Annotated in this window: 24 protein-coding genes and 1 tRNA gene; 17 read left to right on the top strand and 8 right to left on the bottom strand. The window is 66.4% G+C overall.

Going from position 1 to position 25288, the window contains the following annotated elements; genetic code table 11:
• The first annotated feature begins 1 nt into the window (after position 1).
• Genes recO through G6N27_RS07015 form a run of 3 tightly spaced genes read left to right on the top strand, consistent with a single transcriptional unit; the run spans position 2 to position 2148 of the window.
• Complete coding sequence (gene recO / locus G6N27_RS07025) at positions 2 to 841, top strand: DNA repair protein RecO (RefSeq protein ID WP_163775688.1); 840 nt, start codon at positions 2 to 4, stop codon at positions 839 to 841.
• On the top strand, positions 801 to 1715 hold the full coding sequence (locus G6N27_RS07020) for a decaprenyl diphosphate synthase (RefSeq protein WP_163775687.1): 915 nt from the start codon (positions 801 to 803) through the stop codon (positions 1713 to 1715). Before recO ends, G6N27_RS07020 begins: the two co-directional genes overlap by 41 nt.
• 16 nt (positions 1716 to 1731) lie before the next feature.
• Positions 1732 to 2148, top strand: coding sequence for a hypothetical protein (locus G6N27_RS07015; RefSeq protein ID WP_163775686.1), 417 nt, complete (start codon positions 1732 to 1734; stop codon positions 2146 to 2148).
• A 1-nt stretch (position 2149) separates the two neighbouring features.
• Here the strand turns inward: G6N27_RS07015 and G6N27_RS07010 are convergent, their stop codons facing one another.
• Both G6N27_RS07010 and G6N27_RS07005 read right to left on the bottom strand, forming a co-directional pair.
• Complete coding sequence (locus tag G6N27_RS07010) at positions 2150 to 2551, bottom strand: Fur family transcriptional regulator (protein ID WP_163775685.1); 402 nt, start codon at positions 2549 to 2551, stop codon at positions 2150 to 2152.
• Positions 2548 to 2958, bottom strand: a complete 411-nt coding sequence (locus tag G6N27_RS07005) for an ArsR/SmtB family transcription factor (protein ID WP_372512932.1) — start codon at positions 2956 to 2958, stop codon at positions 2548 to 2550. Before G6N27_RS07005 ends, G6N27_RS07010 begins: the two co-directional genes overlap by 4 nt.
• 54 nt (positions 2959 to 3012) lie before the next feature.
• Between G6N27_RS07005 and G6N27_RS07000 the strand changes: the two genes are divergently transcribed.
• Complete coding sequence (locus G6N27_RS07000; protein ID WP_372512936.1) at positions 3013 to 4413, top strand: glycine--tRNA ligase; 1401 nt, start codon at positions 3013 to 3015, stop codon at positions 4411 to 4413.
• Positions 4414 to 4574: 161 nt separating this feature from the next.
• On the opposite strand, the gene G6N27_RS06995 is transcribed toward G6N27_RS07000, so the two are convergent.
• Complete coding sequence (locus tag G6N27_RS06995; RefSeq protein ID WP_163775682.1) at positions 4575 to 6560, bottom strand: TPM domain-containing protein; 1986 nt, start codon at positions 6558 to 6560, stop codon at positions 4575 to 4577.
• A 114-nt stretch (positions 6561 to 6674) separates the two neighbouring features.
• Here G6N27_RS06995 and G6N27_RS06990 point away from each other — a divergent pair, with 114 nt between their 5' ends.
• Complete coding sequence (locus tag G6N27_RS06990) at positions 6675 to 7928, top strand: deoxyguanosinetriphosphate triphosphohydrolase (protein WP_163775681.1); 1254 nt, start codon at positions 6675 to 6677, stop codon at positions 7926 to 7928.
• 20 nt (positions 7929 to 7948) lie between these two features.
• Positions 7949 to 9853: a DNA primase gene (gene dnaG, locus G6N27_RS06985; protein ID WP_163775680.1), complete on the top strand. Its 1905-nt coding sequence runs from the start codon at positions 7949 to 7951 to the stop codon at positions 9851 to 9853.
• Here dnaG and G6N27_RS06980 read toward each other — a convergent pair.
• The gene (locus G6N27_RS06980) at positions 9850 to 10098 is read right to left on the bottom strand and encodes a hypothetical protein (protein ID WP_163781466.1); all 249 of its coding nucleotides are present in this window, start codon (positions 10096 to 10098) and stop codon (positions 9850 to 9852) included. The genes dnaG and G6N27_RS06980 overlap by 4 nt on opposite strands.
• 135 nt (positions 10099 to 10233) lie before the next feature.
• Here G6N27_RS06980 and G6N27_RS06975 point away from each other — a divergent pair.
• Positions 10234 to 10306: transfer RNA gene (locus G6N27_RS06975), tRNA-Asn, on the top strand.
• Positions 10307 to 10351: 45 nt separating this feature from the next.
• Entirely contained in the window at positions 10352 to 10909 is a 558-nt protein-coding gene (locus tag G6N27_RS06970) for an NUDIX domain-containing protein (RefSeq protein ID WP_163775679.1), read from the top strand.
• Here the strand turns inward: G6N27_RS06970 and G6N27_RS06965 are convergent.
• Complete coding sequence (locus tag G6N27_RS06965) at positions 10874 to 11263, bottom strand: DUF732 domain-containing protein (RefSeq protein WP_163775678.1); 390 nt, start codon at positions 11261 to 11263, stop codon at positions 10874 to 10876. The genes G6N27_RS06970 and G6N27_RS06965 overlap by 36 nt on opposite strands.
• 103 nt (positions 11264 to 11366) lie before the next feature.
• Between G6N27_RS06965 and mtnA the strand changes: the two genes are divergently transcribed.
• From mtnA to G6N27_RS06945, 4 genes are all read left to right on the top strand, one after another.
• Positions 11367 to 12959, top strand: coding sequence for an S-methyl-5-thioribose-1-phosphate isomerase (gene mtnA / locus G6N27_RS06960; RefSeq protein WP_163775677.1), 1593 nt, complete (start codon positions 11367 to 11369; stop codon positions 12957 to 12959).
• Positions 12960 to 13535 (top strand): 1,2-dihydroxy-3-keto-5-methylthiopentene dioxygenase, encoded by a 576-nt coding sequence (locus tag G6N27_RS06955; protein ID WP_163775676.1) that lies wholly within the window; start codon positions 12960 to 12962, stop codon positions 13533 to 13535.
• Positions 13532 to 14221, top strand: coding sequence for an acireductone synthase (gene mtnC, locus G6N27_RS06950; RefSeq protein WP_163775675.1), 690 nt, complete (start codon positions 13532 to 13534; stop codon positions 14219 to 14221). Before G6N27_RS06955 ends, mtnC begins: the two co-directional genes overlap by 4 nt.
• A 127-nt stretch (positions 14222 to 14348) precedes the next feature.
• Complete coding sequence (locus tag G6N27_RS06945; protein ID WP_163775674.1) at positions 14349 to 15728, top strand: MBL fold metallo-hydrolase; 1380 nt, start codon at positions 14349 to 14351, stop codon at positions 15726 to 15728.
• Here the strand turns inward: G6N27_RS06945 and cysE are convergent.
• Genes cysE through G6N27_RS06930 form a run of 3 tightly spaced genes read right to left on the bottom strand, consistent with a single transcriptional unit; the run spans position 15721 to position 18585 of the window.
• Positions 15721 to 16404, bottom strand: coding sequence for a serine O-acetyltransferase (cysE, locus tag G6N27_RS06940; protein WP_163775673.1), 684 nt, complete (start codon positions 16402 to 16404; stop codon positions 15721 to 15723). The genes G6N27_RS06945 and cysE overlap by 8 nt on opposite strands.
• Before the next feature lie 2 nt (positions 16405 to 16406).
• Positions 16407 to 17336: a cysteine synthase A gene (gene cysK / locus G6N27_RS06935; RefSeq protein ID WP_163775672.1), complete on the bottom strand. Its 930-nt coding sequence runs from the start codon at positions 17334 to 17336 to the stop codon at positions 16407 to 16409.
• Positions 17337 to 17340: 4 nt separating this feature from the next.
• The gene (locus G6N27_RS06930) at positions 17341 to 18585 is read right to left on the bottom strand and encodes a TQXA domain-containing protein (RefSeq protein WP_163775671.1); all 1245 of its coding nucleotides are present in this window, start codon (positions 18583 to 18585) and stop codon (positions 17341 to 17343) included.
• A 365-nt stretch (positions 18586 to 18950) separates the two neighbouring features.
• Between G6N27_RS06930 and G6N27_RS06925 the strand changes: the two genes are divergently transcribed.
• From G6N27_RS06925 to G6N27_RS06905, 5 genes are all read left to right on the top strand, one after another.
• Positions 18951 to 19874 carry a family 2A encapsulin nanocompartment shell protein gene (locus G6N27_RS06925; RefSeq protein ID WP_163775670.1) on the top strand — a complete coding sequence of 308 codons (924 nt, stop codon included), beginning with the start codon at positions 18951 to 18953 and terminating at the stop codon, positions 19872 to 19874.
• The gene (locus tag G6N27_RS06920; protein WP_163775669.1) at positions 19861 to 21747 is read left to right on the top strand and encodes a family 2A encapsulin nanocompartment cargo protein cysteine desulfurase; all 1887 of its coding nucleotides are present in this window, start codon (positions 19861 to 19863) and stop codon (positions 21745 to 21747) included. The genes G6N27_RS06925 and G6N27_RS06920 overlap by 14 nt, the downstream gene beginning before the upstream one ends.
• Positions 21748 to 22216: 469 nt before the next feature.
• On the top strand, positions 22217 to 23008 hold the full coding sequence (locus G6N27_RS06915) for an MlaE family ABC transporter permease (protein WP_372512931.1): 792 nt from the start codon (positions 22217 to 22219) through the stop codon (positions 23006 to 23008).
• Positions 23005 to 23913, top strand: a complete 909-nt coding sequence (locus tag G6N27_RS06910) for an ABC transporter permease (protein ID WP_163775668.1) — start codon at positions 23005 to 23007, stop codon at positions 23911 to 23913. Before G6N27_RS06915 ends, G6N27_RS06910 begins: the two co-directional genes overlap by 4 nt.
• 1 nt (position 23914) lies before the next feature.
• On the top strand, positions 23915 to 25264 hold the full coding sequence (locus G6N27_RS06905) for an MCE family protein (protein WP_163775667.1): 1350 nt from the start codon (positions 23915 to 23917) through the stop codon (positions 25262 to 25264).
• Positions 25265 to 25288 lie beyond the last annotated feature (24 nt).

Genomic DNA, 25288 nt, shown 5'->3' with positions numbered 1-25288 from the left:
CATGCGGCTGTACCGAGATCGAGCGGTGGTGCTGCGCCAGCACAAGCTCGGCGAAGCCGACCGGATCGTCACCCTGCTCACCCGCGACCACGGGCTGGTCCGCGCGGTGGCCAAGGGCGTCCGTCGTACCCGCAGCAAGTTCGGCGCGCGGCTGGAGCCGTTCGCACACATCGATGTGCAACTGCACCCGGGCCGCAACCTCGACATCGTCACGCAGGTCGTCTCGCTGGACGCGTTCGCCACCGACATCGTCAGCGACTACGGCCGGTACACCTCGGCGTGCGCCATGCTGGAAACCGCCGAGCGACTCGCCGGCGAGGAGCGGGCGCCGGCGCCGGAACTGCACCGGCTCACGGTGGGCGCGCTGCGGGCGGTGGCCGACGGCAGCCGGCCCCGCGAGCTGGTGTTGGACGCCTACCTGCTGCGCGCGATGAGCATCGCCGGGTGGGCCCCGGCGCTGACCGAATGCGCACGCTGCGCCACACCGGGCCCGCACCGGGCGTTTCACGTCGCCGCGGGCGGCAGCGTCTGCGGCTACTGCCGCCCCGCCGGTGCGACGACGCCACCGATGGGCGTGCTGGATCTGATGTCGGCGCTGCGCGACGGCGACTGGGAAGGTGCCGAAGCCATCCCGCAATCGGCCCGCAGTCACGTCAGCGGATTGGTGGCCGCTCACCTGCAATGGCACTTGGAGCGGCAGCTGAGAACACTGCCGCTCGTCGAGCGGATGCGACGGGTGGATGTGCTGGATCAGAGCCTGCTGGACCGCCGCATAGCGTTGGTCAGGCAGGATGTGGCGCATGGGGACGAGCCGGGTGAGCCGCTCAGAGCGGAGGGCTGAGCGCAAGCGGAAGCTCGACTTCCCGCAGCTCGCCCCGGCGCCAGACGATTATCCGGTCTTCCCCGACACGTCGACGTGGCCGGTGGTTTTCCCGGCATTGCCGCCGTCGCCGGACGGCGGGCCGCGCCGCCCACCGCAACACATCTCCAAGGCGTCCGCTCCGCGCATCGTGGCCGACCAATTGCCCAATCACATCGCGATCGTGATGGACGGCAACGGCCGCTGGGCCACCCAGCGCGGGCTGCCCCGCGTCGAGGGCCACAAGATGGGCGAGGCGGTCGTCATCGACATCGTCTGCGGTGCAATAGAAATCGGTATCAAATGGCTGAGCCTGTACGCGTTCTCCACGGAGAACTGGAAGCGTTCCGCCGACGAGGTCCGTTTCCTGATGGGGTTCAACCGCGATGTCGTGCGTCGACGGCGGGTGAACCTCAACGAGATGGGTGTCAAGATCCGCTGGGTGGGCTCGCGGCCACGGCTGTGGCGCAGCGTCATCAACGAACTGGCGGTGGCCGAGGAATTGACCAGGAACAATGAGGTGATCACCGTCAACTACTGCGTGAACTACGGCGGCCGGACTGAAATCGCCGAAGCCGCAAAGGATATCGCGCGCGAAGCGGCCGCGGGCAGGCTTGACCCTGAGCGCGTCACCGAGGCGACCGTGGCCCGGCACCTGCATCGCCCCGACATCCCCGACGTCGACCTGCTGCTGCGGACCTCAGGTGAGCAGCGGACCAGCAACTTCATGCTGTGGCAAGCGGCATATGCCGAATTCATCTTCCAGGACACGCTGTGGCCGGACTACGACCGTCGGCATCTTTGGGCCGCGTGCGAAGAATACGCATCGCGTAACCGACGGTTCGGGACGGCCTGATGGGGGATCAACGCTGATGCCGTCGTTGCAGGAGCAGTTGCTCACGGTGCTCTCCGAGGTGTTGCCCGTCGACGAAGAATCCGACGGCGCCTTGACGGTGCATCAAGGCGGCACCATCGCGTCGCTGCGGGTGGTGTCGATCACCGACGGCCTGGACCTGGTGTCGCTGACGCAAATCGTGGCGTGGGATCTGTTGCTGACCAAGAAGATTCGCGACATCGCGGCCGAACAGTCGCGCGGTATCCTGCTGGGATCGATCTCGCTGGTGGAGAAGCCGACCGACCCCGCCACCAAACGCAATTCGAGCAAGTCCGCAGATGTGTTGTTGCGCTACAACTTTCCCGGCGGCGGCCTCAGTGATGACGCGCTGCAAACGCTGATTCTGATGGTGCTCGACAAGGGCGCGGACATCCGCCGGGCGTTGACCGGTTAGCTCAGCTGCGGCAGTTCGAGCAGGTGCCGGAGATCTCGATGGTGTGGCTGACGTCGGAGTATCCGTGCTTGGCTGCGACCTCCGCCGCCCACGTCTCGACTTCGTGGTCGCCGACTTCGACGGTCGACCCGCACACTCGGCACACCAGGTGGTGGTGATGGTGGTCAGAGCAACGCCGATAGACCGATTCGCCGGTGTCGTTGCGCAGCGTGTCGAGCATGCCGGCCGAGGCCATCGATTGCAGCGTCCGGTAAACGGTGGTCAGGCCGATGTTCTCGCCGCGCTGGCGCAGCTCGTCGTGCAGCTCCTGGGCGGAACGGAATTCGTCGAGGGTGTCCAGCAGGCCCGCGATGGCCGCCCGTTGCCGGGTGGCCCGGACGCCGGCCTGGGCCTGAGACGTCACGGCTTTTCCTCGCCGGCGTGCGCGACGGCGTCGACCACGATGTGCGCCAGGTGGTGATCGGCCAGCCGGTACAGCACCTCGCGTCCGGACCGCTCTCCGGCGACCACGCCCGCGGCCTTCAGGATCTTCAGGTGCTGGCTGACCAGCGGCTGCGGCACGCCCAGCGCGTCGACCAGCTCGTGCACGCAGCGTTGCGACTCGTGCAGCTGCAGGACGATCGCGATCCGCACCGGCGCGGCCAGCGCGCGCAGCAGTTCGCCGGCGGCCTCGAGGATTTCCCGCGGCGGCGGCGCCGGCAGCTCTGCGGCAGCGCTGTGCTGGTGCTCGCCGACCAGCTCGTCGCTGTCAGCTGCGGCCGGAATTGAGGGAGACATACTGCATCCACTGTCACATGCATAATCACGCATGTCAAAAAGCGCGCGGTTGATCGCTACGATGACGGATCGTCCGCATTTCACAACATCAGGAGTCAGCACCTCGTGGCGTCCGTCATCGACACCGTCGTCAACCTCGCCAAACGGCGCGGCCTGGTCTATCCCGCCGGCGAAATCTACGGCGGCACCAAATCGGCGTGGGATTACGGGCCGCTGGGCGTGGAGCTCAAGGAGAACATCAAGCGGCAGTGGTGGCGCTCGGTGGTCACCGGCCGCGACGACGTCGTCGGCCTGGACTCCTCGATCATCCTGCCGCGCGAAGTGTGGGTCGCCTCCGGGCACGTCGAAGTGTTCAACGACCCGCTGGTGGAGTGTTTGAACTGCCACCACCGGCATCGCCAGGACCACATGCAGGAGGCCTACGCCCTCAAAAAGGGTGGAGATCCAGACTCGGTGCCGATGTCGGAGATCGTGTGCCCGGACTGCGGCACCAAGGGCGAGTGGACCGAGCCGCGCGAGTTCAACATGATGCTCAAGACCTATCTGGGCCCGATCGAGACCGAGGAGGGCCTGCACTATCTCCGGCCCGAAACCGCTCAGGGCATCTTCGTCAACTTCGCCAACGTGGTGACGACGTCACGCCGCAAGCCGCCGTTCGGCATCGGTCAGATCGGCAAGAGCTTCCGCAACGAAATCACGCCGGGCAACTTCATTTTCCGCACCCGCGAATTCGAGCAGATGGAGATGGAGTTCTTCGTCGAGCCGTCCACCGCCCGCGAGTGGCATCAATACTGGATCGACACCCGGCTGGCCTGGTACGTCGAACTCGGCATCGATGCGGAGAACCTGCGGCTCTACGAGCACCCGAAGGACAAGCTGTCGCACTACTCCGACCGCACCGTCGACATCGAGTACAAGTTCGGCTTCTCGGGCAACCCGTGGGGTGAGCTCGAGGGGGTCGCGAACCGCACCGACTTCGACTTGTCCACGCATTCAAAGCATTCCGGCGTCGACCTGTCGTACTACGACCAAGTCAACGACACCCGCTACACGCCCTATGTCATCGAACCCGCGGCCGGTCTGACACGCTCGTTCATGGCGTTCCTGATCGACGCCTATCACGAGGACGAAGCGCCCAACGCCAAAGGCGGCGTTGACAAACGGACCGTGTTGCGGCTCGACCCGCGGCTGGCGCCGGTCAAAGCCGCGGTGCTGCCGTTGTCCCGGCACGCCGACCTGAGCCCCAAGGCCCGCGATCTGGCCGCCGAATTGCGCAAGTACTGGAGCGTCGACTTCGACGACGCCGGCGCCATCGGCCGGCGCTACCGCCGTCAGGACGAAATCGGCACCCCGTATTGCGTGACGGTGGATTTCGACTCGCTCGACGACCACGCCGTCACGATCCGGGAGCGGGACGCGATGACGCAGGAGCGGGTCGGTATCGACGCGGTGACCGATTATCTGGGTGCCCGACTGCGCGGTTGCTAGCCGCTGGTCGCGTCAAGCATCAAAGTTTTGAAGAATTTTCGCGATCTTCTTCACTATTCGGCACGCGACCAATACTATCGGTGAACGCGGTTAACCTATCGAGACTTGGCGCGGCAGCACACTAGGGCGTGGTGAGCTGCCGCGCCGTTCTCTGTCCGGCTTCAGAACCGCCCGCCACCACCCATGAAGCCGCCGTCGAAGGAACCCGACGAGCCGCCGAACGACGTCGGACCCCAGCCGCCGCCGAACCCGCCTCGCATGCCACCACTGAGCATGTCGCCGATGATGATCCCGCCCATCATCGCGCCCATGTTGTCGCCTCCGCCGTAGCGCCCGGCGTACGCGCGCTGGGCGGACTGCACATCGCCCTCGGCCAGTGACTGGGCCTGCGCGGCCAGCCTGGCGGCGTTGTTGGCGTGGGTGATCGCTTCGCTCACCGCATCGGATCGCTTGTCCTGCGCGGCTTCCAGTTGTCGATTCGCTTCGGCCAGACGGGTGCGGGCTTCGGGTCCGATGCTGCCGCGGCGGTTGTCGATGTACTCCGACACCGCATGCACCCGCGACTGCGCGGTGAACAACGCCTGCTCCAGTGTCCGGTTGAGGCGCTCGGCGGTGGCCTGCTCCTCGGCGACTATGGCGAGCAGCCGATTCAATTCGGCGTTGGCGTTGGTCAACGCGGTGAACGAGCCGAGCGGATCGGCCGAGCCGCTGCTACGTGCGGTGTCGAGGGCACGGGCCGCCGCGTCGCGGGCGGCGACCAGGTCACGCAGATTCGGTGTCTTCGTCTTCTTCCCGTCCTGCAACGTGGCGTCGGCGTGGCCGAGGCCGGCGTGGATGTCGGCGATCAGTGTCGGCAGCGTGGCCACCGCGTGCCGAATGTCGTTGGCGGCGCCGTCAACCGCGTCGAGCAGCGAGCGGGCCTGCCCCAGCGCCGATTCTGCGGCATGCACCGCGTCGACCAGGGCGCTCTGCTCACCGCCGACCGGCTTGGCCGCCAGATCGCGTGCGCGGCTGAGGTTTTGGTCCGCGAACGCCAGGCGATCTTTGGCGGTCGTGACGTTGGTGGCGACCGAGGCCAGCGCGGCGGAGTCGAATTCGTTGTGCAGCTCGGTCATTCGCTGTTCCGAGGGCTCGATACGCGCGGTCAGGTCGACAATCTGCTGGGTCAGGGCGTCGAGACGCGACGGTGCGTTGACCACCAGGTCGCGCATCTCCTCGAATGCCTCACGCTGCGACTCGAGTTCGCGATCGGCCCGCGCCGCGGAGACGATGACCTCGGTCAGCAGTTCACGGCGCTGCTCCCGCGTCTCCGGTATCGCGTCGTCGAGTTGCTGACGGACGGTGAAAGCCTGCGCCAGCGCAGCTTTGGCGCTGTCAACGGCGCTGCTGAACGGCTGGGTGCGCTGCTGGCCGAACTCCTCGACCGCCAGCGCCAGCTCGTTGGCGCTGGTGCGCACCGCATTGTCGACATCGACGACTTTCCAGCGGGACAGGTCGTCGAGAGCGCCCAGCGACAGCGCCGCCAGCGCGTCGGCGTCGGTGGCGTCGACCCGTTTGGCCGCGGCCAGCTCGGCCGCCCGTCGCCGACGGTGCCGGTAGCGCATGACCACGTACAAGGCGATCACCGCGGCCAGGATCACGCCCAACCCGATCAGCAGCGGCGCCGAGCTCGTCGGCGCCGGACCCCGGTCGAGCCCGTTGGCCGCCGCCACCGCCGCTCCGCTCCAGTCACCGCGTCGCAGCGCGGGTTCGATCTGGTTGCGCCGCAGGTCGTCCACCTGCCCGGCGCTGATCGTCTTCACCCGGTTCGGCACCAGGAATGCATAGGAGTGGTCGACCGTCGCCACCGCGAGCACGGCGTCGAAGTCGCCCAAGTCGCTGGCGCTGCGGGTGTTCTGTGCCCAGCTGACTGCCGGCTGTCCGGAGAAGTCGTCGACGAAGACCACCCACAACTGGACGCGGCGATCGGAGTAGAGCTTGCCGGTGGCCGAAGCGATGGCGGCACGGCCGGCGCCGTTCAGCGCTCCGGCGTCGTCGGTGATGTAGGTGGACAGCCGGAACGGCGGCTGTGCTGCCGCCGACGGTGCCACCAGTAACGCGGTGATCAGCATTGCGACGAACACGGCGACCGAGCGGACAGTGCGCATGCTCGACAATGTAGTCCCGGCGACGATCCCGGCCCTAGGGCCGAAGGACAGGCCGGACAATCCGGCTCATCCACTGCATGGCGGTCACGAACAGTCCTGGCAGACTAGGCGTCGATGACTGCGCGCGACCCCTACGACGATTTCGACCGCCAACGGGTGGTGGCCGAACCGCCGAAGACGGCGGGCCTGCCGGGGACCGAAGGTCAGCATCGCAGCGACTTCACCCGTGACCGCGCCAGGGTCCTGCACAGTGCCGCGCTGCGCCGCCTGGCCGACAAGACGCAGGTCGTCGGGCCGCGCGAAGGCGATACCCCCCGCACGCGGCTGACCCATTCGCTGGAGGTCGCCCAGATCGGGCGGGGGATGGCGATCGGGTTGGGCTGCGACCCCGACCTGGTCGACATGGCCGGGCTGGCCCACGACATCGGCCACCCGCCGTACGGGCACAACGGCGAGCAGGCTCTCGACGAGTTCGCGGCGGCGCACGGTGGCTTCGAGGGCAACGCGCAGAACTTCCGGATACTCACCGTGCTGGAGCCCAAAGTCCTTGACGGTCAAGGACGTAGCGTCGGTTTGAACCTGACCCGGGCGGCGCTGGATGCGGTCACGAAATACCCGTGGACCCGCGACCGGCATCGCCGCAAGTTCGGCTTCTACGACATCGACAGTGCGGCCGCGAGCTGGGTCCGGGACCGCGCACCGGCAGATCGGCCCTGCCTGGAGGCTCAAGTGATGGACTGGGCCGACGACGTCGCCTACTCGGTGCACGACGTGGACGACGGCGTCGTCTCCGGGCGGATCGACCTGCGCGTGCTCGCCGACGACGACGATGCCGCCGCGCTGGCCAAGCTCGGTGAACGCGACTTCGCCGGGATGCGGGCCGACGACCTGGCCGCGGCCGCGCATCGGCTGTCGGGGCTCCCGGCGGTCGTCGCAGTCGGCAAGTACGACGCGACGCTGACGGCGGCGGTCGCGCTCAAGCGGCTGACCAGTGAGCTGGTCGGCCGGTTCGCCTCGGCGGCGATCGCGGCCACCCAGGCGGTCGCCGGCCCCGGACCGCTGGCCCGCTACCAGGCCGAGCTGTCGGTGCCGGCGGTGGTGCGCGCCGAGGTCGCGGTGCTCAAGACTCTCGCGCTGCAGTTCATCATGTCCGACCCGCGACACCAGAACATCCAGGCCGGCCAACGCGAACGCATCCACCGGGTCGCGAACGCGCTACTGGCCGCGGCACCCAACAGCCTCGACCCGATCTTCGTGCCGGCGTTCAACGCCGCGTCCGACGACGGCGCGCGCCTGCGCGTCATCGTCGATCAGATTGCGTCCTACACCGAGGGACGCTTGGAGCGCATCGAGGCCACTCAGTCCTGAAGCGGCTCTAGACTGTGCCGATGGCCGGCCGCATCTCCGATCGCGATATCGCCGCCATCCGTGAACGAGTCAGCATCGAGGACGTCGTCGGCGACTATGTCCAGCTGCGGCGGGCTGGCGCGGATTCGCTGAAGGGCCTCTGCCCGTTTCACGACGAGAAGTCGCCGTCATTTCACGTGCGGCCCAACCACGGCCACTTCCACTGCTTCGGCTGCGGCGAAGGCGGCGACGTCTATGCCTTCGTGCAGAAGATCGAACACATCAGCTTCGTCGAGGCCGTCGAAGTGCTGGCCGACCGGGTCGGCCACACCATCACCTACACCGGGGCAACCAGCAGTGTGCAGCGCGACCGCGGCAGTCGCAGCCGGCTGATCGCGGCCAACGCCGAGGCCCAGGCTTTCTATGCGGCCGCGCTGGAATCCCCGGAGGCGCAGCCGGCCCGGAAGTACCTGACCGAGCGGAATTTCGACGGCGACACCGCCCATCGCTTCGGCTGCGGCTTCGCGCCGTCGGGCTGGGATTCGCTGACAAAGCATCTGCTGCGCAAGGGTTTTGAGTTCAAAGAGCTCGAGGCCGCCGGCTTGTCGCGGGAGGGCCGCCGCGGTCCGATGGACCGGTTCCACCGCAGGTTGCTCTGGCCGATTCGCTCGTCGGCCGGCGAGGTGATCGGGTTCGGTGCGCGCCGACTGTTCGACGACGACCCGATGGAAGCCAAGTACGTCAACACTCCGGAGACGTTGCTGTACAAGAAATCTGCGGTGCTGTTCGGCATCGACCTGGCCAAACGCGACATCGCCAAGGGCCATCAGGCCGTCGTCGTCGAGGGCTATACCGACGTGATGGCGATGCATGTGGCCGGCGTGACGACCGCGGTCGCATCGTGCGGCACCGCGTTCGGCGACGAGCACCTGGCGATGCTGCGTCGACTCATGATGGACGACAACTTCTTTCGCGGCGAGCTTATCTACGTGTTCGACGGCGACGAGGCGGGCAAGGCGGCGGCGCTCAAGGCGTTCGGCGGCGAACAGCAGCTGGCCGGCCAGTCGTTCGTCGCGGTCGCGGCCGACGGGATGGACCCGTGCGATCTGCGGCTGGCGTCCGGCGACGGTGCACTGCGCGACCTGGTGGCACGACGAACTCCGTTGTTCGAGTTCGCGATTCGTGCCACCCTGAACGACCTGGACTTGGACAGCGCCGAAGGCCGGGTGTCCGCGCTGCGGCGGTGCGTGCCGATCGTTTCCCAGATCAAGGACCCGACCCTGCGGGACGAGTACGCGCGACAGCTGGCGGGCTGGGTCGGCTGGTCGGATGTCGCTCAGGTCATCGGCCGGGTGCGGGAAGAAGCCAAACACCCGACGGCGCAGGGCCGCCCCAGTCCCCGTCGCGCGGCCGCCGCGGACGCCAGTGCGCAGTACGCCGCCGCGCCACGGCCGAACCCCAACGACCCCACCCTGTGGCCACAGCGCGAGGCGCTCAAGTCTGCGCTGCAGTACCCCGCGCTGGCCGGGCCGGTGTTCGACGCCCTGACCGTGGACAGCTTCACCCATCCCGGGTACGCCGCGGTACGCACGGCGATCGATGCGGCCGGCGGCACCGGAACCGGCGTCGGTGGGGCCGAATGGCTCGATGCCGTGCGTCAGAAGGCGCTGTCGCCCGCGGCCGCCGGGCTGGTCAACGAGCTCGGCGTCGAGGCCGTCAAGGTCGACGACGACGAGAAGCTACCGCGCTACATCGCCGGCGTCCTGGCCCGTCTGCAGGAGGTGTGGGTCGGCAGGCAGATCGCGGAGGTCAAGTCCAAGCTGCAGCGGATGTCGCCGGTGGAGCAGGGCGACGAGTATCACGCGCTGTTCGGCGATCTGGTCGCGATGGAGGCCTACCGGCGCAGTCTGCTGCAGCAGGCCAGCGGCGACGATCTGACCGCTTAACGCCCGGCGCTCGGCCGTTGCGGCTCGACCACGGTGGTCTCGTCGTCGATCTCGGTCAGCGTCACCATCCGCGCGTCGGGTGACACCCGATTCGCCACCTTGCGCCGTCCCGCCTCGATCATCGACTTGGTGGCAGGGCTGCCGGTCAGGGCGCGATAGGTGCCGACGATCTGCTCATAGCGACGACGTCCGGCCTTGGCGCCCAACACGTAGCCCAGTCCCAGCATGACGACGTAGCGGATCAAAGCGGTCCCTTCCCAGATTGGTGCTGATCCATCCATCCTGCCCCATACCCGCGACCGGCCGCCCTGCGGCGGGCCATCGGTCTGGTTGGGGGTGCGGACGTCGGTACGCTAGAGTCATCGAGCGTTCCGCGCCAGTCCCCTGTAGCTCAATTGGCAGAGCATTCGGCTGTTAACCGAAGGGTTGGTGGTTCGAGTCCACCCGGGGGAGCAGCTACCTTTCCATCCGTCGGCTCGTCACCGTGATACTGGGCCGATGCAGCACATTGTTCGCGTTGCGTCGCGTGAGGTGTACCGAAGCCGCTGGGTGACGATTCGGGAGGACCAGATCCGCCGCCTCGACGGCAGCTCCGGGACCTACGCCGTGATCGACAAACCGGACTACGCGTTGGTGATCGCGCAAGATGGCGACCGGTTTTGCCTGGTCGAGCAGTTCCGCTATCCGCTGGGGCTGCGGCGGTGGGAGTTCCCGCAGGGGACTGCACCGGACCTCGTCGACGTCGAACCTGCCGCGCTGGCCGAGCGGGAACTACGCGAGGAGACTGGACTGCGCGCGGAGTCGCTTGCTTTTCTCGGTCTGCTCGATGTCGCGGCCGGAATCAGTAGCCAGCGCGGCCGGGTGTTCCTGGCGACAGGGATCACCGAGGGTCAGCACGAACGGGAGCACGAGGAGCAGGACATGCACAGCGCCTGGTTCTCCCGCGCCGAGCTGGAGCAGATGATTATCGATGGCGAAATCACCGATGCCCAGTCGCTCGCGGCGTGGACACTGTTCTTGCTAGCGGCCCATCCCGCCGAAGCCGCCGAACGGTGAATTGCTCTTGGTCGGCGCGCTCGACTTGTTCAGGTAATCCGGGCAGTAGGCGCTCGACGCCAGCGCCGCGAATTTCATGGCACCGCCGGAGTTCAAGCCGGGGTTGAGCATGCTCAACTTGTCGACGACGTCCTTCTCCGACGTACCCGCGTTCATCATGTCGCAGGCCATCTTGCCGGCCGCGATGACGCTGGATTGACTGGTGTACGTCATTCCCGCGGTCTTGAGCGAGTCGAGGAAGGTTGTGTCCGCGGCCGGATTGTCCGGCACGCTCGGCGGGGGCGGGTCGGCCATCGCCGGCGCGGCCACGCCCACCATCACGGCAAAGCTGGCTGAGGCAAGAAGCAAACGCATCGGTCCATCATCGTCCAAATCGGCGAGGTTGTCCTGTCGAATTCGTCGTACCTGCAGGTCGGGTCGAATCAAGGGCTGGAAGCGGGGCTGAAGTGAGGGTTGGATGGAGCCTGTGACAACGGTCGCGGACAGTTCCATCGCCTGGAATGACGGCACCCTGCTGGCCATCGACCAGCGCGCGCTGCCCCACGATCTGCGCTGGTTGCGCATCACGACCGTCGACTACGTCATCGACGCGATCAAGACCCTGGCCATCAGGGGTGCGCCGGCGCTCGGGGTCGCTGGCGGGTTCGGTGTGGCCCTGGCCGCGTACGCGCACGTCGGCGACGTCGACAAGACGACTTTGGAAGCCCAGCGCATCGCCTCGGCCCGGCCCACGGCGGTGAATCTGGCGTGGGGTGTGCGGCGCGCGTTGGCGGCACTGCCCGCGGGTCCGGACGCCGTGCTCGCCGAAGCCCGGCAGATGCTGGCCGAGGACGCCGAGGTCAACCGGGCGTGCGCCACGCATGCGGCCGACCTGATGCAGCGGCTGTGTCCCGATCGGCCGCTGCGCGTGCTCACCCACTGCAACACCGGCCGCCTGGCCACCACCGCGTTCGGCACCGCGCTGGGCGCGCTGCGCGTGCTGCACGCCCGCGGCAAGGTTGCCGACGTCTTGGTCGACGAAACCCGGCCGCTGTTGCAGGGCGCCAGGCTCACCGCGTGGGAGCTAGCCGAGGCCGGCATCCCGCACCGGCTGACGATCGACTCCGCCGCGGCGTGGGCGATGGCCACCGGTCAGGTCGACTGCGTCGTCGTCGGTGCGGACCGCATCGCCGCGGACGGCTCGGTCGCCAACAAGATCGGCACGTATGCGCTGGCCGTGGCCGCACACCGGCACGGCATCCCGTTCGTCGTGGTGGCTCCCGAATCGACCCGCGACGCCGCGACGGCCACCGGACACGAGATCGTCGTCGAACAGCGCGCCGCGGCCGAGATCACCCACGTCGGCGGTATCGCCACCGCACCCGAACGCACCGAGGTGTTCAATCCCGCCTTCGATGTGACGCCGCCCGAGCTGGTCACGGCTATCGTCACCGAGAACGGCCGGGTCGGGCCGAAAACAGCTGTGGGACAGCAGATCGCCGAGATGGCACGCAGCCTCTACGCCCGCGGGTGGATGCCGGGCACGGCGGGCAACATCTCGGTGCGCGCCGGGCAGACCGCGACGATCACCGGCAGCGGACTGTCCAAGGGTGACCTTGCCGCCGACGACATGGTGACGGTGAACATCATTGACTCGCAACGGGTCTCGGGAAGCCGCCGGCCATCCGCGGAGACCGCGATCCACACCGCCATCTACCGCGCCACCGACGCCGACGCTGTGATCCACGTGCATGCCCCGCACGCGACCTCCCAATCCGTCGGCGCGGCGGGGGCTTTGACATTCATCGGTTACGAGCTGATCAAGGGATTGGGAGCAACACAGACCATCAGCGTCCCGGTCTTCGTCAACCACGCCGACGTCGCGCACATCGGTGCGGACATCGAGCAGCACCTCACCGAACACCCGGACGCTCCGCCGATTCTGTTCATCGCCGGTCACGGAATCACCGCATGGGGAGCCGATCTCGCGCAGGCCCGCGACCGAACGGAGTGTCTGGAGGCGATGTGCGAGCTGGCGACGCTGACCGGTCGCCGCGAGATAGGAACGTAGATGACGCTGTTGCAGGTGATGGCCGATGTCGATGCCGCCGATGTGCGGCTGCGTACTGACAAGGCAGACCTGATCGCTGACGAACTCGTCGCGCGCGGAATCGCTTTCGACCACTGGCCGGTCGCCGCCGACCTCGATGCCGACCGTCCTGCCGAGCAGATCCTGGCCGAGTGCGCTCAGCCGATCGCGGCCATCAACCGCGACGGCCGGTACCGGCACGTCGACGTCACCGGGCTGCGCCCCGATGACCGCGACCCGGACTGGCAGGCGACGGCGAGCACCGCCCGCTCGAAGTTCCTCGCCGAACACCGGCACGCCGAGGACGAGGTGCGATTCTTCGTCGCGGGCCGCGGCTGTTTCTACCTGCACCTCGAGCCGGAAGTGCTTGCGGTGGTGTGTGAGAGCGGCGATGTGCTGTCGGTGCCCGCGGGCACCCGGCACTGGTTCGACATGGGTTCGCGGCCCGATTTCGCGGCGATCCGATTCTTCGAGCGCGAGGACGGTTGGATCGGCTACTTCACCGGTGACGTTATCGGACAACGCTTTCCGACGCTCGATCAGCTCGTCACGACGTGATCGCCGCGATCGTCGTCGACATCGAGGGCACCACCAGCCCGACCAGTTCGGTACGCGAGGGCCTGTACGACTACACCCGTGCGCATCTGGCGCAGTGGCTGGCCGACAACGTCGGCGGCGACGCGGATCCGGTCATCGCTGAAACGCGCGCGCTGGCTGGCCGGCCTGACGCGGGTCCGGCCGACGTGGCGAAAATCCTCTGCGATTGGCTGAACTCCGACGTCAAGGCCGAGCCGTTGAAGGCCGCCCAAGGGTTGATCTGCGCCGAGGGCTTCCGCAGCGGCGAGTTGCACGGCGAATTCTTCGACGACGTGCCGGCGGCGTTGCAGGCCTGGCATCGCGCCGGAGTGGTGCTGCACGTCTTCTCGTCGGGTTCGGTTCGTAATCAACAGGATTGGTTCGCTTACGCTCGAGGCGGTGAACTGGCGTCGTTGATCAGCGGTTGGTTCGATCTGACCATCGCCGGGCCCAAGCGGGAAAGCTCTTCGTATAGAACAATTTCCGAGGCGATCGGCGCGGCGGGCGACGAGATTCTCTTTCTGTCCGACCATCCCGACGAGCTCGACGCCGCGGCTGCCGCCGGTTGGTCGGTGCTCGGTGTGCACCGGCCGGGTGAACCGAATTCCCCGCGGCCGCCGCACCAGTGGATCGAAACTTTCACCGACGCCGACCTGCCGATCAGCTGACCGCCCAGGCGATTCTCAAACTCAGGGTGATTTCAACTCGCCGTAGACCGTCATCGACGGGAAACTCTTAATCAGGCCGCTCGATCGTGTAGGAAAAGGGTCTGAACGACCCAGGGAGGCGACGTAGATGATTTTCACGCAGCACTACCTGGACTGCTTGTCGCAAGGCTCGTATCTCATCGGGGACGAGAGCACCCGACGAGCGGTAGTGGTCGATCCTCGCCGTGACGTCGAGGCCTACGTGGCCGAAGCCGACGAGCACGGTTTGCATATCGAGCGCGTCATCGAGACCCATATCCACGCCGACTTCCTCACCGGTCATCTGGAACTGGCGGCCGCCACCGGGGCCCAGATCTGCTACAGCGAAGAAGCCGACATCGAGTTCCCGTTTGTGCCGTTGCGGGATGGCCAGCGGATCTCGCTCGGCGAGGTGACACTGGAGATTCTCGCGACGCCCGGGCACACGCCGGAGTCGATTTCCATCGTGGTGTACGAGCACTCCGACGACGAGGTGCCCTACGGCGTCCTCACCGGCGACACCTTGTTCGTCGGTGATGTGGGCCGCCCGGATCTGCTCGCCGGCACCGGACTGTCCTCGGAAACATTGGCGCGCAGGCTCTATGACTCGCTGCACGACAAGCTGCTGAAGTTGCCCGATGCGACGCGCGTCTTCCCCGCGCATGGCGCGGGATCGGCATGCGGTAAGCAGATGTCCAGCGAGACGAGTTCGACGATCGGGGAGCAGCGCCGGGACAATTACGCGCTGCAATTCACCGACGTCGACGACTTCGTCGCCGCCGTCACCGCAGGCCAGTCGCCGCGGCCGCACTACTTCGAGTTCGACTCGCTGCGCAACCGGGAGCTGCGTCCGCTGCTGGACGACAACCCGCCGCCGCTGCTCAATGTGTTCGAGGTCTACGAGCGCGCCGATTCCGGAGCGATCCTGCTCGACACCCGGGAGGCGGACGCGTATGCGTCCGGTCACCTGCGCGGCGCGGTCAACATCGGCCTGAAGGGACGCTTCGCCGAAGGTGCCGGTCAGGTTATCCCGCCCGATCGCGATATCGTCCTGGTCGGTGACGCCGAACTCGCGGAGGAATCCAAGACCCGCCTCTCCCGTGTGGGCTTCGACCGGGTCGTGGGTCAATTACGAGACCTGCCAAGTGTTCTCGCAGAACGTCCCGATGTGGTGGTGACCGCGTCGCGTTACACCGCCGAGCAGCTCGCCGAATTGCTCAGGGCACGACCAGGCCTGCAATTGGTAGACGTGCGAAACCCGGGGGAGACCGAAAAAGGGATAATCCCCGGCGCGCAAGAGATTCCACTCGCGTCGCTCACCGATTCGCTGGGAAGCCTGGACAGGACGGCCCCGGTCGTCACGTACTGCGCCAGCGGCTACCGGTCGCTGGTGGCGGCCAGCCTGCTGCGGGCAGCGGGGTTCGGGAATGTGTCGGACCTGTTCGGCGGATTTGGTGCGTGGCAGAAAGCCGATCTGGCCCTCAGATAGAGAAGTCCTCGCCGTGCCATACCCCGGCCTCGGGTGGCCGGATGACGCGGCCGCTTCGTGACTCGCCGTTGGTCTGGCCTTCCAGCTTGGCGACTCTGGTCAGCAGCGACTGCAAGCTGATGCCGACAAGGTCGGGCAGGGAGGCGTCGCCGCGGTCTCCACCGTGCCGGCTGATGGCCTGCCCGGGCACACCGACGACCACGGCGCTGCTCGGCACCTCTTTGACCACCACGGCGTTGGCGCCGATTCGGCTGTCGTCGCCGACTTTGATCGGCCCGAGAACCTTTGCCCCAGCGCCGATCACGACGCGGTCCCCGATGGTGGGATGGCGCTTGCCGGTGTCTCCGCCGGTGCCGCCGAGCGTGACGCCGTGATAGATCATCACATCGTCGCCGACTTCGGCGGTCTCGCCGATCACCACGCCGGTCGCGTGGTCGATGAACAGCCTTCTGCCGAGAGTGGCCCCCGGATGGATGTCGACTCCGGTCAGGATCCGGGTGATCTCGCCCAGCGTGCGTGCGGCCACCTTTGCGCCGCGCTTCCACAGCCATCGGCTGGCGCGATGCCCCCAGATGGCGTGCACGCCCGGATAGGCGAAGACGACCTGCAGCGTGCTCGGAACAGCCGGATCGCGCTCCTTAGCCGCCCGTATGTCGTCCCGGTAGGCCTCGAGCATGACTAGTCGGCGTCCGCGAACAGTGGGGTGCTCAGATACCGCTCGCCGAAGGACGGGAACACGACGACGATCAGCTTGCCGGCGTTCTCGGGACGCCGGGCGACCTGCAGGGCAGCCACCGTCGCAGCGCCCGAGGAGATGCCGACCAGCAGTCCTTCCTCACGGGCAAGCCGCCGGGTCACGTTGATCGCGTCGTCGTTGCCGACGGCGATGACCTCGTCGACCAGGTCCATGTCGAGTATCTGCGGGACGAAGCCGGCGCCGATGCCCTGGATCGGGTGCGGGCCCTTCTTGCCGCCGGACAGCACCGGTGAGGCGGCCGGTTCGACCGCGACGATCTGCACCGAGGGCTTGCGTTCCTTGATGACCTGCGCGACGCCGGTGATGGTGCCGCCGGTGCCCACGCCCGCGACGAAGATGTCAACCTTGCCGTCGGTGTCCTTCCACACCTCTTCGGCGGTGGTCTTACGGTGGATCGCCGGGTTGGCCGGGTTCTCGAACTGCTGAGGGACGAAATAGCGTTGGTCGGTCTTGGCCAGTTCCTCGGCCTTGGCGATCGCACCGGGCATGCCCTCGGCGCCCGGGGTCAGGATGAGTTCGGCGCCGTAGGCGAGGAGCAGCTTGCGTCGTTCGACGCTCATCGTTTCCGGCATGGTCAGCGTGAGCTTGTAGCCGCGGGCGGCGGCCACCATCGCCAGCGCGATGCCGGTGTTCCCGCTCGTCGGCTCGAGGATGATGGTGTCGGGCTTGAGCAGGCCCGCCTCTTCGGCCGCATCGATGAGGGCCACGCCGAGGCGGTCCTTGACGCTGGCTGCCGGGTTGAAGGACTCCAGCTTGGCGACAACCTGCGCGCCGACGCCGTCGGTGACCCGATTCAGCCGGACCAGTGGCGTGTGCCCGATCAGTTGGGTGATGTTGTCAGCGATAGTCACGACTTCAATCCCAGTCGATATCGAAGTGAATTGCAACGTCGGTGGGCACCGCCAGGGCGACCGGGGTGAATCGCTGTGGCGCATTGTCGGCGGCCACTCCGGTCAACACCCGGCCGGCAATCGGCCGCGGCGTCGCAGCGATCAAGGTCGTCCTCGAGCAGCCCTCCGCAGGTCGAATGTAGAAGTCGTGTCCCGGCTGGACGGGCACCTCGATCGCGACACCATCCGCGTCGACCAACTCATGTCCGTCGGTGACGTTGAGTGCCAACGGAGTTCGGACGTAGAACGGGCCCACCAGGCCATCCTCGGCGACCGCGTGCCTCGTGATCAGTTGCGGCTCAACGGTTTCGCGCAGGGCGGCAATCGCTCCGGCGAGCAGATAGTTGTAGAGGTGCACGACCCGGTCCGCGTTGCGGTAATGCGTTGTGCCAGTGAGCCAGAAGCTGACGTGACCGACATTGGGTGCGTCGGCGGGCGGTGTCGTGATGAGTCGGTAGAAGCGGAAGCCACGACCGCGCCGGCCGTGGCTGCTCGACGACACGGTGCTTCCGACGCCCAGTCCGCGTTGGTAGCGGGCTCTCGCCGGCCCGGTGGTCATCTGCGAACCCGAAACATCGTGCCAGTCAACGCCGTTGGCCGACTTCTGCAGGCGCAGGTTTACCGGCGCGTCCGTGGTGGTCCACACCGAATAGCCGCCGAGCTGGGGTTCATCGTCGAATTCGTAGGTGATGACCGGCCCCGGGCCACGCCGCACGGTGACCGGAACGTTGAGCGGCTGGGTGTCCAGCGCCAGGCCGTTGGTGAAGTACCAGATCGCGGCTTGCGTCGCCGCAATGGCTTCGTGGTCGGCGATGTTGGCCGCTCCCAACGGATATCCGGCAGCGCGCAGCTGTCGGCTCAATTCGGCGATCGAGATGATCGGGAAGGAATGCCGCAGAATCCAGCCGATCTGCGCTTCACGGCCGCGGGCACGCAAGTGCGGCAGTGCCGACCAGGTCCCCAGTTGATATCTGGACGGCAGCCGCGGCGCGATGCCAGTGAAATCCAGCGAGTACGCATCGAGGTTGGGGTTGAGCCTGATCAGGTCGGTGCGCGCGGTGCTGCCATCGGCGAACACGATCCGGTCGACGGTGTGCGAGTAGGTCCCGCCGCGATAGCGCGTCATCTGGGGCAACTCGCGGGCCGGCCGGACGACGAGCCGTCGGCCGGTGGTCACCTGCGTCGGTGCAGGCATCGATAGCAGAGTCATGGCAGTGGTTGATCTTCCTGAGGAGTTGCAACCCCGCGCGGTTGCGCCTCACCGCAACAGCCGACGGAGCCGCCGGCTTGCGGGATAAATGCGCGAGGATTTGAACGTCAGATGGGCGTCAGGAAATCAACAACAACAACAGCAACGCACGTCAAGGCAGCGCGAAGGAATGAAGCGCAGTTGAGCGGCCTGTTGCATGCAATTCACTATAGGGCATGATTCTTTGCGGGCTCCTCCTCGACGATTTTTTCCCCCGCGTTGATAAAATCTCGGTGAGTTTTATGCTTGCCTAGGCTCAACGCGTCGCTCTTGGTGGGCCGATTTTGCCGACATGCTCACCTTTAGACCAAGACGGAAGGACCACGATGACCTCGGCCCAAAACGAGTCTCAGACGCTTGGTGATCTCGGTGCCCGCCAACTCGCTAACGCGACCAAGACGGTTCCCCAGCTCTCCACGATCACGCCACGCTGGCTGCTGCACCTGCTCAGCTGGGTGCCGGTGGAAGCCGGGCTCTACCGAGTGAACCGCGTGGTCAACCCGGAGCAGGTGGCCATCCACTCCGACGAGGGCGCCGGCACGGACGACCCGTTGCCCGAGACCTACGTCGACTACGAGACCAGCCCGCGCGAATACACGCTGCGCACCATCTCCACGCTGCTCGACGTCCACACCCGGGTGTCCGATCTCTACTCCAGCCCGCACGACCAGATCGCTCAGCAGCTGCGGTTGACCATCGAGACGATCAAAGAGCGGCAAGAGTCCGAGTTGATCAACAACCTCGAGTACGGCTTGCTGGCCCAGGCGACTCCCGAGCAGACCATTCAGACGCTCGGCGGTGCTCCCACGCCGGACGACCTCGACGCACTGATCACCAAGGTGTGGAAGACGCCGAGCTTCATCTTGACCCACCCGCTGGGCGTCGCCGCGTTCGGCCGAGAGGCCACCTTCCGGGGCGTGCCGCCAGTCGTGGTGAGTTTGTTTGGGGCGCAGTTCATCACCTGGCGCGGCATCCCGCTGATCCCGTCGGACAAGGTGCCCGTCGAGGACGGCAAGACCAAATTCATCCTGGTGCGCACCGGTGAGGAGCGCCAAGGTGTGGTGGGCCTGTTCCAGCCCGGCCTGGTCGGCGAACAAGCGCCGGGCCTGTCGGTGCGGTTCACCGGCATCAACGCATCAGCGATCGCCCGTTACCTGGTGACGCTGTACACGTCGCTGGCCGTGCTCACCGACGACGCGCTCGCTGTTCTCGATGGCGCAGCCGTGGACCAGTTCCATGAGTACAAGTGAGCACCGAGCAGTAGACGCCGAAAGCGACTTGCCTATCAGCGCAACGGAACTCGCGGCAATGGCCAGCCAGTTGTACGCGGCCAGCATCCGGCCGGGATTCGACAGTCCGCCGCAGTCGGCACCGGTTGCCCCCCGGGGCAACGTGCCGGACGTGACGACGGCGACCTCGGCGGGTCAGACCACGGCGGGCTCTGCGACTCAGTACCCGGCACCGATTCCGTTGCTCGGTGTCTCCGACGTCTACCTTCCGGCTCCGACGTCGCCGGAACCGGAACTGCCACCACAGGCGGTGCCGGTGGCACCGCGGGGCAGTGTCCCGGACACCACGGCAGCGCCCTCCGCCGCGGCGACGACCGGCGGGATCGCAGATCCCTACCTGCCGCCGACCGACCTCAGCGCGTTCGCGGTGCCCACCGAAGGCATCGTGCCGACGGTTCCCGGTGTGCTGGCCGGATCACCGGCCACCGTTCCGGTGGCGCCGCGCGGTTCGGCGCCCACCTGGTTGTCGGGGGCGCCGTCGGTTCCCGATCTGGGATGGACGGGACGCGTGCCCGCCGGCTCCCCGGACGCGCCGCTCGGCGACGAGGGTGACTACCACTTCCTGACGGTCGCCGACCCGGTCCCGCAGCTGCCGGACGACCACGAGGTGTTCGACGTCAATGCGGTGCGGGCGGATTTCCCGATCCTCAAAGAGGTCGTCCACGGAAAGCCGCTGATCTGGTTCGACAATGCGGCGACCACCCAGAAGCCGCAAGTGGTGATCGACCGGCTGTCGCACTTCTACGCGCACGAGAACTCCAACATCCACCGCGCCGCGCACGAGTTGGCGGCCCGGGCCACCGATGCCTACGAGGAGGCTCGCGACACCGTCGCCGAATTCATCGGCGCGCCGTCGGCCGACAACATCGTGTTCGTCCGCGGCACCACCGAGGCCATCAACCTGGTGGCGCACGCGTGGGGCGGCAAGCATCTGCAGCCCGGCGACGAGATCGTCATCACCCACTTGGAGCACCACGCGAATATCGTTCCGTGGCAGCTGATTTCGCAGAAAACCGGAGCGATCCTCAAGGTTGCCCCGATCGACGATGCGGGCAATCTGCTGCTGAACGAGTTCGAGCAGTTATTGGGCCCGCGCACCAAGCTGGTCGCGGCGACCCAGGTCTCCAACGCGTTGGGCACCGTGGTGCCGGCGGACAAAATCGTCGAGCTGGGTCATCGCTATGGCGCCAAGGTCCTGATCGACGGCGCTCAGTCGATCCAGCACATGCCGGTCAACGTCGCCGAACTCGGCGCCGACTTCTTCGTGTTCTCTGGTCACAAGATCTACGGCCCCACCGGAATCGGTGCGTTGTATGGCACCGAGGAAGCGCTGACCGAGACGCCGCCGTGGCAAGGCGGTGGCCACATGATCGCCGACGTCACGCTGGAACGGTCGATCTATCAGGGCCCGCCGACAAAGTTCGAAGCCGGCACCGGCAACATCGCCGACGCCGTCGGGCTGACCGAGGCGCTGCGTTACGTGCAGCGGCTGGGAATCGACCGCATCGCGGCCTACGAGCACGAACTCCTCGAATACGCGACGCCCAGGCTGGCTGACATCCCCGGCGTTCGTCTGGTCGGCACCGCGACGGAGAAGGCCAGCGTGCTGTCGTTCGTGCTGGCCGGCCACGAGCCGCTCGAGGTGGGCAAGGCGCTCAATGCCGAAGGCATCGCGGTGCGCGCCGGTCATCACTGCGCGCAACCGACGCTGCGGCGATTGGGGCTGGAGGCGACGGTGCGTCCGTCGTTTGCCTTCTACAACACTCATGAGGAAATCGACGTCTTCCTCAGGGCCGTGCGGCGGATTGCCGAAGGCGGCGCAGGGGTCGGCTGACCCTCGCCGGACGCCGCAGCGCCGATAGTCGCGCGGCGGCGTTTGCGCAGTTCATCGCGCTATGCGCGGTGTCAGCCGACATTATCTCTGGTTGATTCCAAACCTCCCGCGACAGATAACACGTCCGTAAATTACCGACGTGGTCTGTGTGCGCAGTGAACCGGCGATCGTCTGGTCGTGTGGGTGCGCGCACGCTTACCCGCAGACGTAGGTTGAATCCCCAAGCCCTTCCCTTCCGCAGAGGAGCGCGATGAGTCGCATCGGCGATCGGTACAGCGAGCAAACCAAATGAGCATCGCTGTTCTCGAACCTCTGTCGAATAGCAGAGTGGACTTTTCCCATCTCATCAGCATAATTCCGGGCCGCCGGAGGCTTCGTCCGAGGACCGGGTACGCGCCATCGCAGCAAACTGGTCAAGCGTCAAATCCATGGTCCTCGTTACACGCCGGCGGGCCGAGCGGGTTGGCGCGTGGCTGAAAAATCTGGTGGCTCGACCCTGTCTCGAGTCGAGTGGTCGAAGCCCGCCACTGCGGTGGGCGATTTCGTCGTTCTGGCCGGCGAGACGTTCGCGGCCGCGTTTCGCCGCCCGTTCGCGATGCGCGAACTGATCGATCAGATCTGGTTCGTCGCCCGGGTATCGATCGTGCCGACGCTGGTGCTGTCGATTCCCTACACCGTCCTCATCGTCTTCACCTTGAACATCGTGCTGATCGAAGTCGGCGCCGGCGACCTGTCCGGCGCCGGTGCCGCGTTGGCCTCGATCACCCAGGTCGGCCCGGTTGTCACGGCGATCGTGGTCTCCGGCGCAGGTGCCACCGCGATATGCGCAGATCTCGGCGCCCGGACCATTCGTGAGGAGATCGACGCGATGAAAGTCATCGGCGTCAACCCGATTCAGGCCTTGGTGGTGCCACGGGTGATTGCCGCGACATTCGTTGCGCTACTGCTCTATTCGGCGGTTGCCGTTGTCGGGCTGACCGGCAGCTACTTCTTCGTGGTGTACGTCCAGCACGTCACCCCGGGAGCGTTCGTCTTCGGAATGACCATCCTGGTCGGCCTTCCGCAGGTGATCGTGTCTCTGGTCAAGGCATTGTTATTCGGGCTGTCGGCAGGTCTGATCGCTTGCTACAAGGGCTTATCCGTGGGTGGCGGCGCGACCGGGGTGGGCAACGCGGTCAACGAGACCGTCGTGTTCGCGTTCATGGCGCTGTTCTTGATCAACATCTTGGCCACCGCATTCGGTGTGAAGGTCTCGCCATGACGGCCGAGAGCGAGGCGCTACGCAAGTATGTCGCGAGGTTCGGATCGGGTACGCCGGAGCCGGACGACGAAACCTACTTCCCCGGCCGGCAATTCCTGAGCGGCGTCGTCGAGGCCATCCGGACGCTGGGCGCGCAGACGGCATTCATCGGCAACTCGCTCGGCTCCACCGTCGACGCGGTTCGGCGTTATCCCGGTGAGGTACTGCGATTGATCGCTGTGCTGGGCATGGGGACCGGGGCTCTGGCCGTCATCGGCGGCACGGTGGTCATCGTCGGATTCCTGACACTGACCACCGGCGCGCTGATCGCCGTGCAGGGCTACAACACCCTGTCCAACGTCGGGATCGAAGCGCTCACAGGCTTTCTCGGCGCGTTTCTCAACGTCCGCTTCATCGTGCCGGCCACCGCCGGGGTGGCGCTGGCGGCCACCATCGGTGCCGGCGCAACCGCGCAACTCGGGGCCATGCGCATCAATGAAGAAATCGACGCGCTGGAGGCGATGGCCATCCGGCCCATCACCTACCTGGCGTCCACCCGCATCGTGGCCGGAGTTGTCGCGGTCATCCCGATCTACACCACCGCAATGCTGATGGGGTTCTTGGCGACCCGATTCGGCACGACAATCGTCTACGGGCAATCCCGCGGCGTGTACGACCATTACTTCTCGTCGTTTCTGCACCCCACCGATCTGATCTGGTCGTTCACCGAAGCGTTGTCGATGGCGGCCGCGGTGATGGCGATCCATACGTACTACGGCTACAACGCGACGGGCGGACCCGCCGGGGTCGGCGAAGCGGTCGGCCGTGCGGTTCGTTCTTCGATCACCGCTGGGGTTTTCATTCTGCTGACCATCACGCTGTCCGTGTACGGACAGTCGGGCAACTTCCACCTGTCGGGGGGGTGAGATGAGCAAAGAGAACAGGCAGCGGCGGGGAATTGACCCTATTTGGTGGGCACCGGTCCTCGTCCTGGTGATCGTCGCGATCAGCACGCTGACGGCGATGGCGTTCGAAGGCACGCTGAAGACCACCGTCCCGCTCACCGTCATCTCGGACCGGGCCGGTTTGGTCATGGAAGACGACGCGAAGGTGAAGTTGCGCGGCGTCCAGGTCGGTGAAGTGTCCAAAGTCGAGTCCTATGCCGACTCGGCCGGCACGAATCTCTCCAAGCTGAAGCTGAAGATCTATCCGAACGAATTCCGCTACCTGCCGAGCAACATTGAAGCAGAAATCAAGTCCAGCACCGCATTCGGCGCCAAGTACGTCGACCTCATCGTGCCCGCGTCGGGCGCGAGTCATCGGGAACTGGCCAAAGGTGCCGTGCTACATAGCCGCAACACGACCGTTGAGGTCAACACCGTCTTCGAGAACTTGCAATCGATCGTCCACGCCATCGATCCGGCGAAGCTGAACGGCGTTCTGTCCGCGCTGTCCGACGGCTTCCGCGGTAAGGGCGAGCGCATCGGCGAGGCGATCAGCGGTGGCAACCAATTTCTGGTTGCCGTGAACCCCAAACAAGCCACCATCCGCAAGGACTGGCAGCTGTTCGGCAAGACCGCGGCGGCCTATTCGGCTGCGGCTCAGGACCTTTTGTCAACACTTGATTCTTTCTCGACGACGAGCGTCACGATCACCAAGAACAAAAAAGCGCTCGACGGCCTGCTGCTCGATGCCATCGGCTTCTCCAACGCGGGGATCAACACCATCGGCCGTAACGAGCAAAACCTGGTCAGCGCAATCAATCTGGTGGCACCGACCTTTGAGTTGCTCAACAAGTATTCACCGACCTACAAGTGCACGTTCGAGGGCGCTGTCTGGTACCTGGAGAACGGCGGCAGGGCCTACATGGGGGGCAACGGCAAATCTTTGATGATCGACGGCGGACTGCTTTTCGGTGACGACCCGTACCGCTATCCCGCCAACCTGCCGATCGTGCAGGCCAAGGGTGGTCCCGGCGGTCGGCCGAGTTGTGGTTCGCTGCCCGACGCCAGCGCGAACTTCCCGGTGAAGTATCTGGTGACCGACACCGGATTCGGTACCGGCCTGGACATCCGGCCCAACTCCGGCATCGGTTTCCCCGGCATCGTCAACTACCTGCCGGTCACCAAGGGCACGCCCCAACCGCCGCTCATCCGTTACCCTGGCGGTCCGGCACCGGGCCCGGCGCCGGCCTATCCGGGGCAACCCCCTTACGGCGCACCGGATTACGCCGGTGCCGCAACGCCACCGGCACCTCCCGCGCCACCGGCGCCGTAACTCACCCCGACCCGTCGAAAACCA

Source organism: Mycobacterium cookii (assembly GCF_010727945.1).
In the GTDB taxonomy this organism is placed as follows: Bacteria; Actinomycetota; Actinomycetes; order Mycobacteriales; family Mycobacteriaceae; genus Mycobacterium; species Mycobacterium cookii.
This window is presented reverse-complemented; position numbering and strand designations above follow the sequence as displayed.

Excerpts from the sequence above, each read along its gene's own strand:
- G6N27_RS06905 (WP_163775667.1), top strand. The coding sequence starts at position 23,915 with ATGAGCAAAGAGAACAGGCAGCGGCGGGGAATTGACCCTATTTGGTGG.
- G6N27_RS06955 (WP_163775676.1), top strand. The coding sequence starts at position 12,960 with ATGACGCTGTTGCAGGTGATGGCCGATGTCGATGCCGCCGATGTGCGG.
- G6N27_RS06945 (WP_163775674.1), top strand. The coding sequence starts at position 14,349 with ATGATTTTCACGCAGCACTACCTGGACTGCTTGTCGCAAGGCTCGTAT.
- G6N27_RS06920 (WP_163775669.1), top strand. The coding sequence starts at position 19,861 with ATGAGTACAAGTGAGCACCGAGCAGTAGACGCCGAAAGCGACTTGCCT.
- G6N27_RS06965 (WP_163775678.1), bottom strand. The coding sequence starts at position 11,263 with ATGCGTTTGCTTCTTGCCTCAGCCAGCTTTGCCGTGATGGTGGGCGTG.
- G6N27_RS06925 (WP_163775670.1), top strand. The coding sequence starts at position 18,951 with ATGACCTCGGCCCAAAACGAGTCTCAGACGCTTGGTGATCTCGGTGCC.
- G6N27_RS06910 (WP_163775668.1), top strand. The coding sequence starts at position 23,005 with ATGACGGCCGAGAGCGAGGCGCTACGCAAGTATGTCGCGAGGTTCGGA.
- G6N27_RS07015 (WP_163775686.1), top strand. The coding sequence starts at position 1,732 with ATGCCGTCGTTGCAGGAGCAGTTGCTCACGGTGCTCTCCGAGGTGTTG.
- cysE (WP_163775673.1), bottom strand. The coding sequence starts at position 16,404 with ATGCTCGAGGCCTACCGGGACGACATACGGGCGGCTAAGGAGCGCGAT.
- G6N27_RS06995 (WP_163775682.1), bottom strand. The coding sequence starts at position 6,560 with ATGCGCACTGTCCGCTCGGTCGCCGTGTTCGTCGCAATGCTGATCACC.
- G6N27_RS06930 (WP_163775671.1), bottom strand. The coding sequence starts at position 18,585 with ATGACTCTGCTATCGATGCCTGCACCGACGCAGGTGACCACCGGCCGA.
- G6N27_RS07005 (WP_372512932.1), bottom strand. The coding sequence starts at position 2,958 with ATGCGTGATTATGCATGTGACAGTGGATGCAGTATGTCTCCCTCAATT.
- recO (WP_163775688.1), top strand. The coding sequence starts at position 2 with ATGCGGCTGTACCGAGATCGAGCGGTGGTGCTGCGCCAGCACAAGCTC.
- G6N27_RS06970 (WP_163775679.1), top strand. The coding sequence starts at position 10,352 with ATGCAGCACATTGTTCGCGTTGCGTCGCGTGAGGTGTACCGAAGCCGC.
- G6N27_RS07020 (WP_163775687.1), top strand. The coding sequence starts at position 801 with ATGGGGACGAGCCGGGTGAGCCGCTCAGAGCGGAGGGCTGAGCGCAAG.
- G6N27_RS06990 (WP_163775681.1), top strand. The coding sequence starts at position 6,675 with ATGACTGCGCGCGACCCCTACGACGATTTCGACCGCCAACGGGTGGTG.
- dnaG (WP_163775680.1), top strand. The coding sequence starts at position 7,949 with ATGGCCGGCCGCATCTCCGATCGCGATATCGCCGCCATCCGTGAACGA.
- mtnA (WP_163775677.1), top strand. The coding sequence starts at position 11,367 with ATGGAGCCTGTGACAACGGTCGCGGACAGTTCCATCGCCTGGAATGAC.